Here is a 16,233-nt window from a genome sequence, read left to right as displayed (position 1 = left end):
GTACAACCCCCCGAGTTGTCCACAACCCGCAGGTAAGAACCCGTGGATACCGGCGAAGCCGGTAGCCTGAGAGCGGGGTCGCCCCCCGGAGAGGGTGGGGGTTGGTACCTGCTCTCCGGTTGCTCGATTGGCGGGCCGAAGCATCTGCTCCACCTTCCTCAGTAGGCGAACGCGAGCGCGTCGTCGGTTCCGGATTCGTCGGGGTCGCCGGAGTCGCCTTCCCCTGGTGGCGACTTCTTCGGTGGCAAAACCGCGTCGACGCCGCCCCGGACGTACTTGACCAGCAGGAACACCTCCACGACGGCGAGTGCGGCGTACACCGCCGTCAGCGAGATCAGCGAGGTCCACACCTCGCCGGTCGACACGTTCGAAACCGCCTGCGCCGTGAACATCCACACGCCGTCCACACCGGAGGGGTTCGGGACGACGACGAACGGCTGGCGACCCATCTCGGTGAAGATCCAGCCCGCGCTGTTGGCGATGAACGGCAGCGCGATGCCGAGCAAGGCCATGCGAGGGAACCAGGGTGACCGCGGAATCCTGCCTCGCCGGGTCAGCCACAGGGCCGCCACTCCGATGGCGGCGGCAACCGCGCCGAACCCGATCATGATGCGGAAGCCCCAGTAGGTCACCGGCAGGTTGGGCACGTAGTCGATCGGCTTACCCGCCAGCTCGCCGAGCATGGGGTCGTTCGGGTAAGTGGAGCCGTACCGCGCCTGGTACTCGCCCACCAGGTCCCGCACACCCTTCACCTCTGTGGTGAAGTCGTTGTGCGCCAGGAAGGACAGCAGCGCGGGCACCGTGAACGTCTTGACGCTTTCGCAGTCCGCGTCCGCGACGTCCCCGATCGCCAGGATCGAGAAGCTGGCGGGCTGCTCTGTCTCGCACAGCGCCTCCGCCGCGGCCATCTTCATCGGCTGCTGCTCGAACATGAGCTTTCCCTGCTGGTCGCCGGTGACCAGCAGTGCGACGAATGAGACGACACCGACCCATGCGCCGAGTTTGAGCGAGGAGCGCCACGCGGGAGCGTGCTCGTCGCCGGAAGGCCGCTTGCGCCACAGTTGCCAGGCGGCGATGCCGACGAGGAAGGCCGCCGCCACGGCGAAGGCCCCGGCGATGGTGTGTGGGATGGCCGCGAGCGCGGTGTTGTTCGTCAGTACGGCCCAGATGGAGTTCATGGTGGGCTTGCCGTCCACGAACTCCGCGCCGACGGGGTGCTGCATCCACGAGTTGGCCGCGAGAATGAAGTACGCCGAGGCCAGGGTGGCCAGGGAGAATGCCCACACGGTGGCCAGGTGCACCCGCTTGGGCAGCCTGCCCCAGCCGAAGATCCACAGCCCGAGGAACGTCGACTCGACGAAGAACGCGACGAGTCCCTCCATGGCCAGCGGCGCGCCGAACACGTCCCCGACGAAGCGGGAGTACTCGCTCCAGTTCATCCCGAACTGGAACTCCTGCACTATCCCCGTGACCACGCCCATCGCGAAGTTGACAAGGAGCAACTTGCCCCAGAACTTCGTCATCTTCAGGTATCGCTCGTCGCCGGTACGCACCCAGGCCGTCTGCATGCCCGCGACCAGGACGGAAAGTCCGATCGTCAGCGGGACCATGAGGAAGTGGTAGACGGTTGTGATGCCGAACTGCCAGCGTGCTAGTTCCAGGACCTCCACGAGATCAACTTTGCCGCCCTCCGGCTTCCCGGATCAGGTCCCGTGGTCCCTGGCTCACCGGGACCTAGGTCCCGGTGAGCCACCTCGGCTGCCGAAAGAATAGCTTTCGGCGCGCCGAAACAAATAGTAAGGGTGGCCGACACGGCATTTTTCTGCCCGGCTTATTCGGCGATTCGTGTTTCCCATGTGCTGGGCATTTTCTGCACTCCCCTTTATCGTTGAAGTGAATAGGGGGTGCTCACCAAGGATGTCGTCGGCCCTGCTTGCTTTCGTAGCCGCGTTCGCGCTGGTCGTCGCTGTGGAACTGCCCGACAAAACGTTCGTGGCGACGCTGGTGCTCAGCACCCGTTTCCGCTCGAGGGCAGTGCTTACCGGGGTGATCGCGGCTTTCGCCGCGCAAGCCGTCATCGCCGTGGCGTTCGGGAGCGTGTTGACGCTGCTACCCGATCGGCTCGTTTCCACGGTCGTAGGCGTGCTCTTCGGCGCGGGCTCGGCGATGTTGTTGCGGCAGGGTTTCCGAACGGCCGACGACGGCGCCCACGACGCGGCGCGCATGGCCGCGGCACCAGCCTCGTTCGGGCGGGGCGCGCTTTCGTCGTTCGGGGTGCTGTTCGCAGCCGAATGGGGTGATGCGTCGCAGCTTGCCACCGCGGGCCTCGCGGCCCGCTATGCTCAGCCGTTGGCCGTCGGACTGGGTTCCTTCTTCGCTTTGGTTGGCGTGGCCGCCCTGGCTGTGCTGCTCGGCCACAAGATCCGCAACCGGATCCATCCACGCATGCTGCAGCGGGTGGCCGGATTCGTTTTCGCGGGCCTTTCGGCTTTCGCTTTCGGCAGCGCGCTGTTGGGCTGAGGCGAGCGGTTCCTGGCTCAGCCTCGCAGCACGTCGGCGAGTTCTCCCGCCGCCCGCGCGACCTGTGGCCCCACACTCGCGTTGTCCATCGCCTCGAGTGCCACCACACCGACGCTGGCACGCAACCCCGTAACCCCGCGGACCGGAGCCGCCACGCCGAACGTGCCCGGCTGCGGCTCTCCTGTCGCTGCCGCCCATTCCCTGCCCCTCGGCCGCAGTGCGAGGGCCTTACCCGCCGCGCCTCGTGAGATCGGATGCCTGCTGCCGATCCGGTAGGCCACGTGGAACGACGTCCAGGACGGCTCAGCGACGGCGATCACATGGAGCTGGTCACCTTCGGCCACGGAAAGATGTGCGGTGACGCCGACCGACTCGGCCAACCCACGCAGCACGGGCCGGGCGACATCACGCAGCTGCGGCAACATCTGGCCCGCCAGCCGCAGCACTCCGGCACCCAGCCGGACCTTACTGCCGTCCCGCCACACCAGCCCCCGCTCGGCCAGCGGCACGAGCAACCGGTAGACGGCAGCCCTGCTGGTACCGATCGTGGCGGCGAGTTGAGAGATCGTGGCTGCCTCACCACCGGTGTCCGCCACGGCCTGTAACAGGGCGAGCCCGCGATCCAATGTCAGCGAGCTCTCCCTTGTCACAGCAGGCCCAGCCCTTTCAGGTCCGCGATGGGCTCGGTGAAGCTCACCGAGGCATAGGAGGTGAACAGCGAACGCACCGCTGCGGCGGCGGGATCGCTGAACGAACTCACTTCGCCCGCCAGCACCTCACCGTCGGTGGAGGCAAGTGCCTCACGTACATCGCCTCCGCAAAGGCAGCGGGCCGATGCGACCAGCAGGTTCAAGAACCCGTGGTGCTCGAAGCCGGTCGCCTTGTCGGTGTGCCGCACGGCGCGCTGCAGGCTGTTGGTCGCCTTGAACGAAGCTCCGGGGTAGCTGCTCACCACGGACAGGAAATCCGCGACGTCGTCGATGCTGGGGAAGTTCTCGCTGGAGAGACCTCCGCATCGGATCTTCGGCCAGCTTCCGTGTTCGATGACCTTGCGCACGCCGTCGAGCCAGCCCACACCCCTGCGGGGTTCGACGACCCGTACGACGTCCTCGGGCACGAATTCCGACACCCGCTCCAACCAGACCTCGTCGACGTCGGAGGGTGCGGGCATTTCGACCATGCGCAGCGAGAGCAGTTCGTTGCGCGATTCGACGATGGAGATGGCCTTCGGAACGCCGCCGAGGCCGGTGTCGATGATCAGCGAAAGCGGCAGCGGCTCGGCAGGCCGGATCTTGATCAACTCGGTGATCATCTCCGGCAGCCGGGAGGCCTGACACAGGAACACGCCAAGCATTCCGGCGTGTTCCCCTGCTCTCGTCTCGAGGTGCTTCTCGAGCGCCTCGCGCATCGTCGCTTCGCTTGGCGGGAACAGTGCCGAATCGTCTACGAGCCGCGCGAACAGGGGCGGGATTCCTCGCGGGCCGGGGGGCGGGAGTTCCACAGCGCTTGACACGCCTCACACGCTAGTAGCGAACGAAATCAGAACAAAGTCGTCCGTATTACGAACGACTAGCGAACACTGTTCACGGCAGCGTGCGTGCCTGTGTGGCCAGCCGCACACCCACCGCCACCAGCAGCGTGCCTGTCACGGCGTCGAGTGCCCTGCGGACCGTCGGCTTGGAGAGCAGCCGTCGCATAGCAGCGACGAAGTTGGCGACGATGCAGAACCACAGCGCGGTGATGAGCACCGCTGCCGCGGACACGACAGCCGTGTCCGCGGCAGTGGGATCGGCTGGAAGGAACTGCGGCAGCAGCGCCACGAATAACACGGCGCACTTGGGGTTGAGCACGTTGCACAGCAGTCCGTCACGGAACGCGTGGCCTGTCCGAGTCGGCTCCGGGGCCGAGACCTGCGCCTCCCGCCCACCTCGCCACACCGACAGCAACGCTCTCGCGCCCAGCAGCAGCAGGTAGGCCGCCCCGGCAAACTTCACGACGGTGAACGCCACCGCGGAAGCCGCCAGCAGGCCCGCCACTCCCGCTGCCGCCACGACCGACCAGACCAGGATGCCTGTGGCGACACCCAGTGCCGCCCCCGTACCCGCGACACGTCCCGAGGCGGCGGAGTGCCTCAACACCACCGCGAAATCCGGACCGGGCGACATCGCACCCAACAAGACCACGCCCGCGAGCGGCGCCAGCTGCGACCACGTGGCCTGCAACTCGACCCCCATCCGCTCGAAACTAGCCGCATCGGACCTGACACGCCAGTGTCGTTACCCGGCTGTACTACCCGCCGGGCAACGACACTGGCAAGGCCGTCAGGACGACCTGGACGCCTCTTCCCTTTCCCTGCCCGCGTTCCCGTTGGGCTCGACGAGTCCCTCGTCGATCAGGCTGTGAGTCACGTGCTCGGTGATCTCCTGGCGCTGCAACCGCCGCTGCACGCGCAGCATGGTTCTGCGCTCCGCACGGAAGTCTCGCCAGATCGACACGCACATCCCCAGCATCACCACACTGAACGGCAGCGCGATCAGGATGGCGGCCAACTGCAGCGCGCTGAGCCCGCCCGCCAGCAGCAGCGCGATCGCGACGGCGCCTTCCATGACGCCCCAGAACACCCTGCTCCACGTCGGCGGGTTCGGGTCACCACCTGACGCGAGCATGTCGACCACCAGTGAACCGGAGTCCGACGAGGTCACGAAGAACAGCACGATCAGAATCACCGCGCCCACAGCCATGATCGTGCCGCCCGGGAGGCCTTCGAGCAGGCCGAACAGCGCCCCCTCTGTGTCGACGGTGTTGGCTCCGGTCTCGTCGGTGCCGATCAACCCGCCCTCACCGAACAACTGCCGGTACAGCGCGGTCCCGCCGAAAACGGTGAACCACAGGAACGTGATGGCGGTCGGTACCAGCAGCACCCCCGCGACGAACTCGCGCACGGTCCTGCCTCGGGAGATGCGCGCGATGAACACGCCAACGAAGGGTGCCCACGAGATCCACCAACCCCAGTAGAAGGTGGTCCACCACCCCTGCCACTCGGTGCCGGACTCGCCTTCGTAGGCGGTGGTGTTGAAGCTCATCCGCAACAGGTTCTGGAAGTAGTCGCCGATGGACTGCACCAGGTCGCGGAAGATGAACAGCGTCGGTCCGAGGATGAGCACCAACAGCAGGAGCACACCGGCAAGGCTGATGTTGAAGTTGGACAGCCAGCGAATGCCCCGCTTGAGGCCGGTGATCACACTTACCACGGCCAGCGACGTGATCGCGCCGATGAGCACCACATAGGTGAGATTGCCCGGATCGCTGACCACGTTGAGAAAGTCCAGCCCCGCGGCCACCTGGATCACACCGAGCCCGAGCGAGGTTGCCACGCCGAAGAGCGTGCCCACGATCGCGGCGATGTCGATGAGATCACCGATCCATCCCCTGATCCGCCTGCCCAACAACGACTCGAGCGCATACCGGATCGAGACAGGACGCTTCTTGCGGTGGATGGCATATGCGAGGGCGAGCCCGACGACCACGTAGACCGCCCAGGGATGCAGCCCCCAGTGCAGGAAGGTCTGCACGATCGAGTCCTGTGCACCCTGCTCGTCCTGCGTGATACCGGTGGCCCGGTTCGGGATGCCCGCGAAGTGGTTGAGCGGTTCGGCGACACCCCAGAACACCAGCCCGATTCCCATGCCTGCCGCGAACAGCATCGAGAACCAGGACCGTAGTCCGAACTCGGGCTCCTCCTCATCGGGCCCGAGCTTGATGTCGCCGTAGTGACTGAGTCCCACCCAGATCGCGAACAGCACGAAGCCGGACACGATCAACATGTAGTACCAGCTGAATGTGCCGATCACGGCTTCCTGCACCGCACTGATGGTGTCGCCCACCAGCGTCGGGAAGGCCACCGTGAACAGCACGAACCCCACGATGATGACCGCGGCGGGCCAGAAGACCCTCGGTGCGATCGTCTTGTGCCACGGAGTTCGTGAACCAGGCGGCGCCACGGCCCCAGTGTCTGACGTTTCCGTCACGAGGCTGCCTCCTTCGTCGCGGTTTTACGTCCGTAGCACCCTAGTGCCATCGGGAACGATCATGTGGAAAAGTAACGGCGAAGGTTCACAACTCGTTGCCGCGCTCGGCCCCGGCCTGCGATTTCGGGGAATCATGTAACGTGCCACAGTGTCGAACGGCCTACGTGACTGGTTGCGGCCTGCTGCGCCGCCACGCCCCGCGGTCGTCACCGACCCTGTTCAACGGCGTGGGCTCGTCATCGAGCTCGTCATCGTATTCGGTATCACGCTTGGCCTGTCGGGCCTGCGCAGCCTGCTGACACTGCTGGACGCGCTGCTACGGACGGAACCCCTCGGCCGACAGCGGGTGGCCATCAACGCGCCGCAGGCCACGCTCGACCTGATCGATCTCGGCAAGCAACTACTGAGCGTCGTACAGCTCCTCGGCTGGGGGGCACTTGGGTCGTACCTGCTGTGGCGAGGCGGGATGCGGCTGGTCGAGATCGGGTTTGATCGCCGCGCGCCGGGCAGGGACCTCGCGACGGGGGCGGCACTGGCGGCGCTCATCGGGATTCCCGGCCTCGCCCTGTACTTCGTCGGCTGGCAACTGGGCTTCAACCTCGCGGTGCAGCCTTCCACGCTCACCGACAGTTGGTGGCGGCCGATCACGCTGACGCTCGCGGCCTTCGGCAACGCCTTCGCCGAGGAAGTGCTGGTCGTCGGCTACCTGCTCACCCGGCTGCGACAGTTGGGATTGAGGGAGAACTCCTCGCTGTTACTCGCTGCCGTTCTGCGCGGCTCCTACCACCTGTACCAGGGCATCGGCGGGTTCGTCGGAAACCTGCTGATGGGTTTGGTGTTCGGGAGGGTTTGGCAGCGCACCAATCGACTGTGGCCGCTCGTCGCAGCTCACACCCTGTTGGACGTGGTGGCATTCGTGGGTTACGCGGTGCTGCGAGACCATGTGACCTGGCTGCCGTGAGGTTGCCGAGTACTCGAACATATGTTCTAATAGAGGCGTCGGCCGGCAGGGGATGCGGAGGGTCGACACCGTCGAACAAGGAGGGGATTCCCATGGCCTGCAAGATCACACACCGCGTGAATGACCAGGAGATCCGGTTCGCGAACCGTGACGCCGCGGAGCGGTATGCCGAAATCATGGGCGGAGGCGTGGACAACTGGCACTTCACGATCGTGCCGTCCAGCGAGTCGCAGTGGGCCGTGGTCACCGAGTCGGCGAGGCCGCAGCGCGTGCAGTCCTAGCGCGCAAGAATCCGTGGGTAGACGTTGGCACATCGAGAGGAAAGCGGGCCGAAGCGACTCGATCGTTAGCCCGCCGCGCCGCGTCGTTTCGTGGGACCGCGGAAGGTGCCCCGGGTCATTACGCTCGCGGTTGTGACCCCACCAAGCCTTGACAGCGTTCCGAGTCTTGACGACTTCGACAGCCAGCGAACCGCGTCATACGGTCCCCGGTCTCGAGTGGAAAGTGAGGTCGGTCCACTGCGGTCGGTCCTGCTGCACCGGCCCGGCGACGAGCTCAAGAGGTTGACCCCGCGCAACAACGACCAGTTGCTGTTCGACTCGATCCCGTGGGTAGACCGCGCCCAGGAGGAACACGACGCCTTCGCTAAAGTGCTGCGAGGGCGAGGGGTTGAGGTACTACTGCTGACCGACCTGCTACAGGCGGCGCTCGAGGACCCGAGAGCGCGTGTGGCGGGTGTCCACGCGGCTGTGGACAACAGGCGCCTCGGCGACGATCTCGCGGATTCGCTGCGGTCATACCTGTCGGGAGTGGACGCCGCGGTGCTGGGTAAAGTGCTCATGTCGGGCATGACCTTCGAGGAACTGCCTGCGTCGGAGGGCGCCTCCCTGGTGCGCAAGATGCACCACCCTCACGACTTCGCGGTGGACCCGCTGCCGAACCTCCTGTTCACCAGGGACTCGTCGGTGTGGATCACCGACAGGGTCGCTATCGCCTCGCTGGCGATGCCCGCGCGGCGAAGGGAGACAGCGCTGCTCGACATCGTGTATGCCTATCACCCCCGCTTCCGCGGAGCGGTCAGGGCGTACGGCGCGCACTCAGCGCCGATCGAGGGTGGCGATGTGCTGCTGCTGGCGCCCGGTGTGCTGGCCGTCGGAGTGGGCGAGCGCACCAGCGCGGCGGGTGCCGAATCGCTCGCCAGGTCGGCGTTCGCTGACGAGATCGCGCATACCGTGCTGGCGGTCCCGATCGCGCAGAACCGTGCGACGATGCACCTGGACACCGTGTGCACGATGATCGGCCGGGATGCCGTGGTGATGTACCCGTTGGCCAGGGAATCACTGGTGGCGTACACACTGCGGCCCGGTGAGGACGGCGGGCTGCGTGTCGACGGGCCCGCACCGTTCCTCGACGCGGCGGCCGAAGCGATGGGTATCGACCGCTTACACGTGATCGACACAGGCCTGGACCCAGTGACAGCCGAGCGAGAACAGTGGGACGACGGCAACAACACGCTCGCTGTCGCACCAGGGGTCGTGGTCGGCTACGAGCGCAACGTCGAGACCAACGCGCGACTGGAGGAGGCGGGCATTGAGGTGCTACGCATCGCGGGCTCGGAACTGGGGTCAGGCAGAGGTGGCCCGAGGTGTATGTCGTGCCCCGTCGCCCGAGATTCGGTCTGAAAAGAAAGGCTTCCCTAACCGAATTCCTTTAGGACAGCCTAATCGAAATTAGCGAAGCCTATCCGGATCTGCTGTCCACAACTGGGTTCTACCTCACCCCTCGCCATTGGAGGACAGCGCCGAACTACACTATTTTGAATATATGGCCACCTTGAAGAAGCATCCGCGTTCGAAGTTCTACGAATTGCTGCAGGCTCAGATCCAAAACGAGTTCAACGCCTCGCAACAGTATGTCGCGCTGGCTGTGTGGTTCGACAACGAGGACCTGCCGCAGCTGGCGAGGTACTTCTACAAGCAGGCGATGGAGGAGCGCAACCACGCCCTCGCACTGGTGCGGTACATGATGGACACCGACCACCACGTCGAGATTCCGGGTACCGGCGAGGTGCGCAACGACTTCTCAGAAGCGCGCCAACTGATCGAGCTCGCCCTGGAACAGGAGAAGGGGGTCGCTTCGGACATCCAGACACTCGCCAAGGCGGCCCGCGAAGAGGACGACTACACCGGTGAGCAGTTCATCCAGTGGTTCCTCAAGGAGCAGGTCGAGGAGATCGCGAAGATGTCGACACTGCTCAACGTCGTCGACCGCGCGAACGGCAACCTTTCCGACGTGGAGCAGTTCCTGTACCGGGAGTCGGCCACCGACGAAGGGACCGACCCCACGATGCCACCTGTGGCCGGCGGCAAGCTCTGACCCGTTGCGAAACAAACCCGGGCTCTCCCCCTGTGGAGCAGCCCGGGTTTGTTCATATGCGGCGCGAGCACGCTCGCGCCGACGATTCAGCAGGGCCAGGGTTGCGCGAGCAAACGCAACCGCATGACCGACCCCTGCGAAACGGCGAGGTGATAGCGGGCGTTGCCCACCGCTACCGAGTAGCCGTCGGTTTCCACAGTGAGATCGTCGTAGGCAGCCCGTACCTGTCTCTCCGAAGAACCGGCCCCGACGCCCTCGGTCGTCCGCGCCTTCGACGCGTTGAAGGCCACGACCCCGTGCTCGGCCGAGATCACCACGTCCTCGATCGCGTAGGCGCCTTCGGCCAGCGCGTAGCGCATGCAGCTCCCGTCGGGTGGCGGGGGCTGCGCGTCCGAGGTCAGCATGCCCGTCGCCACGGCCTGCTCGTAGCGCATACCGAGCCGCAGATCCTTGTAACCGTCATGGCGGAGCGCGGGCTCGGCCATCATGACGGTGCCCCTCGCCGGTGGCACAGTTGTCGGTGTGCTCGCGGGCTCCGAACCGGCGACGGTGCGCTCGGTCTCGGTGCGGGGTTCGGCTTCCGGTGACCGACCCGCTCGGCCCTCACCCTGTGGCCTGTCCAGGATCGTCGGGGGCGCGGGCTGCGAGGCGGCAGCCCGGTCGCCGGCCGGTGGCGCGGCGATCTGGACGTCAGAGTTTCCCTCGGGCTTGCCCAGCTCACCAAGTAGAACTCCGCCTGCCACCAAGCCGGCCACCACGAAGGTCGCGGCACCGCTCACCAACGCCCTGCGACGGCGCCGCAGCCGCCTCGCACCCGCGATGATTCGTTGGCCCGCATCCGAAGTAGGCGCGACGTCCAGCCGGTCGTCGGAAAACAACCTGCGCAGTTCGACGTCCAGTTCCTCGCCACTGTCGGGTCCCGGATCGCCGTCCCGGTTCTCGCCTTGGCCGTCCATCCGTCACCTCCCCTCGGGAGCTCTGTCGTCTCGCAGCCTGCCGCGCAGCGACGCGATCGCCTTGCTCGCCTGACTCTTCACGGTGCCTGGGCTAACCCCGAGTGCGTCGGCGATCTCGACCTCGGACAACCCCTCGTAGTAGCGCAGGACGATCACCGCGCGTTGCCTCGGCGGCAGCTCCCGCAGCGCTCGCCACAGCGGCTCGTGCTCGAAGGGGTCAGCGGGCGTGTGCGGGTTCGGCTCCGGAAGCTCCGCGACCAGGTTCTCCCTGCGGTGCCGCCGCCACCTACTGATGTGAGCGTTGGTCATGGAACGGCGCACGTAGGCAAGCGGGTCACCGGTCTTGCGCAATACCTGGCCCCAGCGCGAGCCGATCTTCTCCAGCACCGTCTGCACGAGGTCGGCCGCGTCATGCGGGTTGCCAGTCAGCGCGTGCCCGTACCGCAGCAACCCAGGCAGCGTCGCCTGCACGAACTCCTCGAAGTCCGCGAGGTCGCCAGGCACGACCGATCCCCTCTCCCGACCGACTGTGCCCGCCCAGCCGTCTCCCCTTGCGACGGCGGGCACGAATGCGGTCACGGTAACGCCTCCCTTCCGTGGCCGTTCACCTGGCTCGACGTCTGCACGCACGGGAGGTGCGGGGAGGTTGCCTTGGTGTGTTCAGTTCAGTCCGGCGAGTTCGGACGGTGGCTGGAACGACCCGTCCCGCAACGGCGGGAACGGATGCACCGACAGCACCGCTGCTTTCGGGATCGGGCCGTACACATGCGGAAACCACGGGCTCTGCGGCTCGGGCGGCACCCCCGGCTCCCAGCGCAGCGGCACGTCCAGCAGTTGGGGGTCGATCCGCAACAGGAACAGGTCGGTGCGGCCTCGATAGAGCCGGGTGGCGGGCAGGTGAACGGTGCCGAGGTCGGAGCAGTGGATGAACCCCACCTCGTGCAGCGACCGTGTGCGGTAGTGCTCGCTGTCCGCGACGCCCGCCCAGTCCGCCTCAGAGCAGATGTGCAAGATCATCAGCGCAGGGTCAGTTGCCGACCGATCAGGCCGTCCCTCGCCCTGCGCTCCGCGGCGTTCAACGGCTCGCCGTCCAGCGAGGCGAGCGCGGACTCCAGCCGCGAGCCCAACTGCTTGGCGGGCTCGATCCATTCCCGGGCATGTGCTTCCGGGTCGAGGTCCCACACCGGCACCAGCAGGCCGTGGGCACGGAAGGATCCCGCGTACCTGGTTCCTTCCCCGAGGGTGAGCGTGCCAGCGGCCGACAGTCGCGCAAGCGCTTGCAGCAGGCGGTTCTCGTCAGCCGACCACACCCAGCGCAGGTGTGCCTTCTCTCCGGCGAGCACCCAGTACGCACCGGGGCTGAGCCGCTCGGTCGGCATGATCGCGGCGTTGGCCCGTTCCAGTGACATCGCCACCTCACCGGTGGGCTCGGTGTCCTCGGCGAGCCACCACGAGAAGTCCTCGTGCAGTCGCACGTCCAGTTCGGCGTCCGCCGCCAGCAGATCCTGCAACCGCTCACCCTCCACGGCCTCGCTCGTGGTGTCCGGAACCGAGAGCACCGTGCCGGGTTTCGCCTCAAGTGCCCAACGCAGTGACCGGCCGAGGTCTCGGCTGATGTCCGACGAGCGCGTCTGCACCTGCATCCCGAGGAAGACCTCACCGTCGGAGCGCACGAGCGCGGCGGCGGCCATCGGCAGTACCGTGCCGAGCGTGATCTTGCGCTCGGGATCGTCACGTAGGGTCAACGCGGCGGTCGCGGAGGGCACGAACTCCCGCAGCGCGATCAGCTCGGGTTCCGCCGCGAGCCCTTCGAAGGGGCGCGCCACGAAGACGTCCCGGACCTTGGGTTTGCGGCCCGCCTTCGGACCCTTCTTGCGCGCGGCCTTGCCCACGTTCTCGCCTCCTGCGGGTTGTGCGGTGGTGTCGACGGCACTGGCTGTGGTCCAAGGTTAGGACGGAGACAAAGGCGGTGCTCGGGCGACTAGCCTTGGTGTTGTGCGGGCTCGGCTGACTACGGAGCGGGTGGCGCTTACCGGGAGGCGGGTTCGCCTGCGCGAGTTCTCCGCTGACGACCTGGATGGTGTCAGGGGCATCGTGGGCGACGACCGGGTCACCTACTACCTGAACATCAACTCACGCAACGCCGAGCAGGCCCGCCAACTGCTCGACGGGATCATCGAACGCGCGAGGTTGTGTCCTCGCAGCGACTACTACCTGGCCGTGACTTCGCTTGGTGAGGACCGGGTGGTCGGCTTCACGCGGCTGTTGCTGGGTGATTTCGAGGCCGCTGAACTGCGGTTCGCCATCGCGCACGACTACCAGCGACGCGGCTATGCCACAGACGCCGTGCGAACCATGCTCGACTTCGGGTTCGGCACGCTCGGGCTGCACCGGGTGACGGCCGCGGTCGGCCCGGAGAACGCCGTCAGCCTTGCGCTCGTGGAGCAGCTCGGCTTCACCCGTGAGGGCGTGTTGCGTGACCACGTGTTCACAGGCGGCGCATGGCGCGACTCGATTCTGTACTCCGTCCTCGCGCAGGAGTGGCGGACTCGCGGCTAGCGAGGCCCGACATCGTCCGGCCCACCGTCGCAGTGCCGGAACCTGCGCGAGGCCCTCGAACTACTCGCAAACGCGCCGAGCCGAGCAGAACGTCATCCCTTGAGCAGGTGCTACGGCAGCGGCACATGAAGCGGGAAGGCCTGCGTAAGCGGTACGCCGAGGTCGCCGGCACGGACCTCTCGGAGCGCCAGGCATACCGATGGGTCGCCGGCGAAGTCGCGACGATGCCCTACCCGCATGCGCAGGCCGCGCTCGAGCAGTTGTTCGGCGAGCCTGCCTCGCGTCTGCTCGGCCAGCCCTACGGCCTCGGTGCCATCGCAGCACCACCCGAAGCCCACATGTCGACTCGCCGAGGCAACCAGCGCGACGACTGGCAGGGGCAACTAGTCGCGCAGGCCGCAGAGCGCGCCCGCGACTTCTCGACACGAACGGAGGCCACAACTGTGGGTACCGAGACCCTCGACCAACTCGCCGACGACGTTCGCCGGCTCACGGTGGCCTACCAGCAGCAGCCGCTCGACGAACTGCTCAGCGACATCACCGCGACTCAAGCGCGAGCGTTCGGCCTGCTCGAAGGACACCAGCGCCCGGACCAAGCCCGAGAGCTGTACTTGCTCGTCGGCGTCTCCTCTGGGCTCGTGGCGAAGGCCTCGCACGACCTCGGCGCACCCCACGACGCCATGACCCATGCCCGCGCCGCCTACTCGGCCGCCGACAACGCCGGCCACGACGGACTACGCGCATTGGTGCGAGGACTGCAAGCCCTCATCGCCTATTGGTCCGGCCAACTCAGTGAATCCGTGCGCTACGCCCAGCGCGGCGCCGACTTCGCCGCCCGCACACGGGGCACGTCCGCCGTCTGGCTCGCCGCGAGCGAAGCGCGCAGTCTCGCTGCTCAAGGCAACCTCGCCGAGGCGCGCGCCGCGATCGACCGCGCCACCGAAGCCCGCGAACGCGCCTACCGCGACGAGCTGGACGAACTGGGCGGACTCTGCACGTTCAACCGCCCGCGCCAGCTCTACTACGCCGCTGATGCCCTCGCGTGGGCCGGCGCGGACGAGGCCGAGCACGCCGAGTCGGTCGCAGGGGAAGCACTCGCAGCCTACACGCACGCTCCCGACGTCGACCGCGCGTTCGGCGACGAGGCCGGCACCCGGTGCGCGCTCGCCATCGCGAGGATTCACCGCGGACAACTCGAGGGCGCCGCCGAAGCCGTTGCACCCGTGCTTGAGCTTCCTCCGGCGAAGCGGATTCACGACGTGGTGACCTCGGTCGAACAGGTCAGCCGGGCTCTCGTTGGCGTCGAAGGCGGGAGGACCGCCGCCGAGCTATCCGAGCACCTCCACACGTTCACCAGCGAACGCATAGCCTTGCCGTCGTGACCAGTCAGCAAGCGACCGAGCGGGTAGCACTCGCCGGCCAACGCGTACGCCTCCGCGAGTTCACCGACGACGACATCGACGGTGTGTGCAGCCTCGTCGGCGACGACCGCGTCACCTGGTACCTGTCGTTCAACTCGCGCGACCGCGACCAGGCTCGCGACATGCTCACGGGCATCCTCGAGCGCGCCCAGCAGCAGCCGCGAACCGAGTACTACCTCGCGGTGACGCCCCTCGACGACGACCAGCTCGTCGGCTTCGCCCGGCTGGCATTCGCCGGCGTCCAAGCGGCAAAGCTCGGTTACGCCATCGCGCACGACCACCAGCGCCGCGGCTACGCAACCGACGCCGTGCGAACCATGCTCGACTTCGCGTTCGGTCCCCTCGGACGGCACCGGGTGTCCGCTGCGATCGGTCCCGAGAATGCCGCAAGCCTCGCCGTCGTCGAGCGGGTCGGCTTCACCCGCGAGGGAGTCCTACGCGACCACGTGTTCACCAACGGCGCGTGGCGCGACTCGGTGTTGTTCTCGATACTCGCCGACGAATGGACGCCCAGCGCCGGCTAGATCGCATAGCGCCACACCGCGAGGGCGTGCGCGCTGTACCAAGCGCAACCGAGGACAAACAGCGTCAGCGCGGCGAGCTGGGTACTCGTTCGGCGCCGAGCGAGCCCGACGGCGACCGGGATCAGCAACACGAACGCGCCCACGAGTATGAACCGCGGCTTGGCGTGCGGAATGCCCGACGAACCGAGCATCAACACCACGATGCCCGCGCCGTAGGCCACCAGCGGCCACGGCAGCCGCCGCACAGCGCCGAGCGCCGCGAGGGACATGGCGCCCAGGACCACGCACACCCCAACGGTGACCATGACCGGCGAGTCATCGAGCAGGCCGCGCGTGATCCACTCGAGCGCCTCGGCCCCGAAGTCCCACCGGAAATGCCAACCGACCCACTCGACCTCTTGCCACGTCTGGCCCGTCCGCGCGATCACCGCGACCCAGAGGGCCTCGGTGTAGACCATCGAGAGGGTGATCGCCATCGGTGCGCCGGCGGCGAGCACGACGAGGAGTAGGCCCACACGTGGCCGGGGGTCGACGTGTGCCGCAATCCGCATGATCGCCGGCACCCCCGCGAGCCCGGCCACGCTGGACACGATGAGGCCGGCCGTCGCCGTCGACAGTCCCGGAACGTCGGCGACCGCCGATACCAACCCCGGATAGAGCGGGAAGAAGCCGTAGGGGGCGGACGAGTAGGGCTGGCCGTCCGCGTCGAGCGACGCCTCACCCACCCCGTCATAGCCGCGCTCTGCGATGCCGAGGTACCACTGCCCATCCCACGCCGTCAGCTCGCCGAGCAGCGGCACACCCTGCCGAGCCGCCATGCCCGCCAGCACGCCGACGCCTACCAGGCGCACGAGCAGGTAAGCGGCCAGCCCTACAAGTGCGCGGCAC

Annotated in this window: 18 protein-coding genes; 8 read left to right on the top strand and 10 right to left on the bottom strand. The window is 67.0% G+C overall.

Annotated features, from left to right (window positions below; all coding sequences use genetic code 11):
• Positions 1-158 precede the first annotated feature (158 nt).
• Positions 159-1,670: a cytochrome ubiquinol oxidase subunit I gene (locus FHU38_RS24245; RefSeq protein WP_167176743.1), complete on the bottom strand. Its 1,512-nt coding sequence runs from the start codon at positions 1,668-1,670 to the stop codon at positions 159-161.
• A gap of 247 nt (positions 1,671-1,917) precedes the next feature.
• On the opposite strand from FHU38_RS24245, the gene FHU38_RS24240 reads away from it, so the two are divergent.
• Positions 1,918-2,520: a TMEM165/GDT1 family protein gene (locus tag FHU38_RS24240; RefSeq protein ID WP_167176742.1), complete on the top strand. Its 603-nt coding sequence runs from the start codon at positions 1,918-1,920 to the stop codon at positions 2,518-2,520.
• A gap of 17 nt (positions 2,521-2,537) precedes the next feature.
• Here the strand turns inward: FHU38_RS24240 and FHU38_RS24235 are convergent, their stop codons facing one another.
• The 4 genes from FHU38_RS24235 to FHU38_RS24220 form a co-directional block, all read right to left on the bottom strand.
• On the bottom strand, positions 2,538-3,170 hold the full coding sequence (locus FHU38_RS24235) for an IclR family transcriptional regulator (RefSeq protein WP_167176741.1): 633 nt from the start codon (positions 3,168-3,170) through the stop codon (positions 2,538-2,540).
• On the bottom strand, positions 3,167-4,021 hold the full coding sequence (locus FHU38_RS24230; protein WP_167177214.1) for a hypothetical protein: 855 nt from the start codon (positions 4,019-4,021) through the stop codon (positions 3,167-3,169). The genes FHU38_RS24235 and FHU38_RS24230 overlap by 4 nt, the downstream gene beginning before the upstream one ends.
• 82 nt (positions 4,022-4,103) lie before the next feature.
• Positions 4,104-4,754 carry a LysE family translocator gene (locus tag FHU38_RS24225; protein WP_243852758.1) on the bottom strand — a complete coding sequence of 217 codons (651 nt, stop codon included), beginning with the start codon at positions 4,752-4,754 and terminating at the stop codon, positions 4,104-4,106.
• An 87-nt stretch (positions 4,755-4,841) separates the two neighbouring features.
• Complete coding sequence (locus FHU38_RS24220; protein ID WP_167176739.1) at positions 4,842-6,548, bottom strand: BCCT family transporter; 1,707 nt, start codon at positions 6,546-6,548, stop codon at positions 4,842-4,844.
• Between the two features lie 148 nt (positions 6,549-6,696).
• On the opposite strand from FHU38_RS24220, the gene FHU38_RS24215 reads away from it, so the two are divergent.
• The 4 genes from FHU38_RS24215 to FHU38_RS24200 all read left to right on the top strand — a co-directional run bounded on the left by FHU38_RS24215 (position 6,697) and on the right by FHU38_RS24200 (position 9,885).
• On the top strand, positions 6,697-7,509 hold the full coding sequence (locus tag FHU38_RS24215) for a CPBP family intramembrane glutamic endopeptidase (protein WP_167176737.1): 813 nt from the start codon (positions 6,697-6,699) through the stop codon (positions 7,507-7,509).
• Between the two features lie 92 nt (positions 7,510-7,601).
• Complete coding sequence (locus FHU38_RS24210) at positions 7,602-7,790, top strand: hypothetical protein (protein ID WP_167176735.1); 189 nt, start codon at positions 7,602-7,604, stop codon at positions 7,788-7,790.
• Between the two features lie 216 nt (positions 7,791-8,006).
• Positions 8,007-9,191 carry an arginine deiminase gene (locus FHU38_RS24205; protein ID WP_167176733.1) on the top strand — a complete coding sequence of 395 codons (1,185 nt, stop codon included), beginning with the start codon at positions 8,007-8,009 and terminating at the stop codon, positions 9,189-9,191.
• Between the two features lie 142 nt (positions 9,192-9,333).
• A complete protein-coding gene (locus FHU38_RS24200; protein WP_167176731.1) occupies positions 9,334-9,885 on the top strand; it encodes a ferritin in 552 nt (183 codons plus the stop codon).
• A gap of 86 nt (positions 9,886-9,971) precedes the next feature.
• Here the strand turns inward: FHU38_RS24200 and FHU38_RS24195 are convergent, their stop codons facing one another.
• From FHU38_RS24195 to FHU38_RS24180, 4 genes are all read right to left on the bottom strand, one after another.
• Complete coding sequence (locus FHU38_RS24195) at positions 9,972-10,841, bottom strand: hypothetical protein (RefSeq protein WP_167176729.1); 870 nt, start codon at positions 10,839-10,841, stop codon at positions 9,972-9,974.
• A gap of 3 nt (positions 10,842-10,844) precedes the next feature.
• Positions 10,845-11,420 (bottom strand): SigE family RNA polymerase sigma factor, encoded by a 576-nt coding sequence (locus FHU38_RS24190; protein WP_390623330.1) that lies wholly within the window; start codon positions 11,418-11,420, stop codon positions 10,845-10,847.
• Between the two features lie 81 nt (positions 11,421-11,501).
• Complete coding sequence (locus tag FHU38_RS24185) at positions 11,502-11,858, bottom strand: DUF952 domain-containing protein (RefSeq protein WP_167176727.1); 357 nt, start codon at positions 11,856-11,858, stop codon at positions 11,502-11,504.
• Entirely contained in the window at positions 11,858-12,733 is an 876-nt protein-coding gene (locus tag FHU38_RS24180) for a DUF5926 family protein (RefSeq protein ID WP_167176725.1), read from the bottom strand. Before FHU38_RS24180 ends, FHU38_RS24185 begins: the two co-directional genes overlap by 1 nt.
• 103 nt (positions 12,734-12,836) lie before the next feature.
• Between FHU38_RS24180 and FHU38_RS24175 the strand changes: the two genes are divergently transcribed.
• The 3 genes from FHU38_RS24175 (at position 12,837) to FHU38_RS24165 (ending at position 15,345) form a co-directional block, all read left to right on the top strand.
• Positions 12,837-13,400 carry a GNAT family N-acetyltransferase gene (locus tag FHU38_RS24175; protein ID WP_313886898.1) on the top strand — a complete coding sequence of 188 codons (564 nt, stop codon included), beginning with the start codon at positions 12,837-12,839 and terminating at the stop codon, positions 13,398-13,400.
• A 125-nt stretch (positions 13,401-13,525) separates the two neighbouring features.
• Complete coding sequence (locus FHU38_RS24170) at positions 13,526-14,782, top strand: hypothetical protein (protein ID WP_208416923.1); 1,257 nt, start codon at positions 13,526-13,528, stop codon at positions 14,780-14,782.
• Positions 14,779-15,345 (top strand): GNAT family N-acetyltransferase, encoded by a 567-nt coding sequence (locus tag FHU38_RS24165; RefSeq protein WP_167176723.1) that lies wholly within the window; start codon positions 14,779-14,781, stop codon positions 15,343-15,345. The genes FHU38_RS24170 and FHU38_RS24165 overlap by 4 nt, the downstream gene beginning before the upstream one ends.
• Here the strand turns inward: FHU38_RS24165 and FHU38_RS24160 are convergent.
• Complete coding sequence (locus FHU38_RS24160) at positions 15,342-16,196, bottom strand: hypothetical protein (protein WP_313886897.1); 855 nt, start codon at positions 16,194-16,196, stop codon at positions 15,342-15,344. The two genes, FHU38_RS24165 and FHU38_RS24160, sit on opposite strands and share 4 nt — an antisense overlap.
• Positions 16,197-16,233: the final 37 nt, after the last annotated feature.

Source organism: Saccharomonospora amisosensis (genome assembly GCF_011761185.1).
Classification (GTDB): Bacteria; Actinomycetota; Actinomycetes; order Mycobacteriales; family Pseudonocardiaceae; genus Saccharomonospora_A; species Saccharomonospora_A amisosensis.
This window is presented reverse-complemented; position numbering and strand designations above follow the sequence as displayed.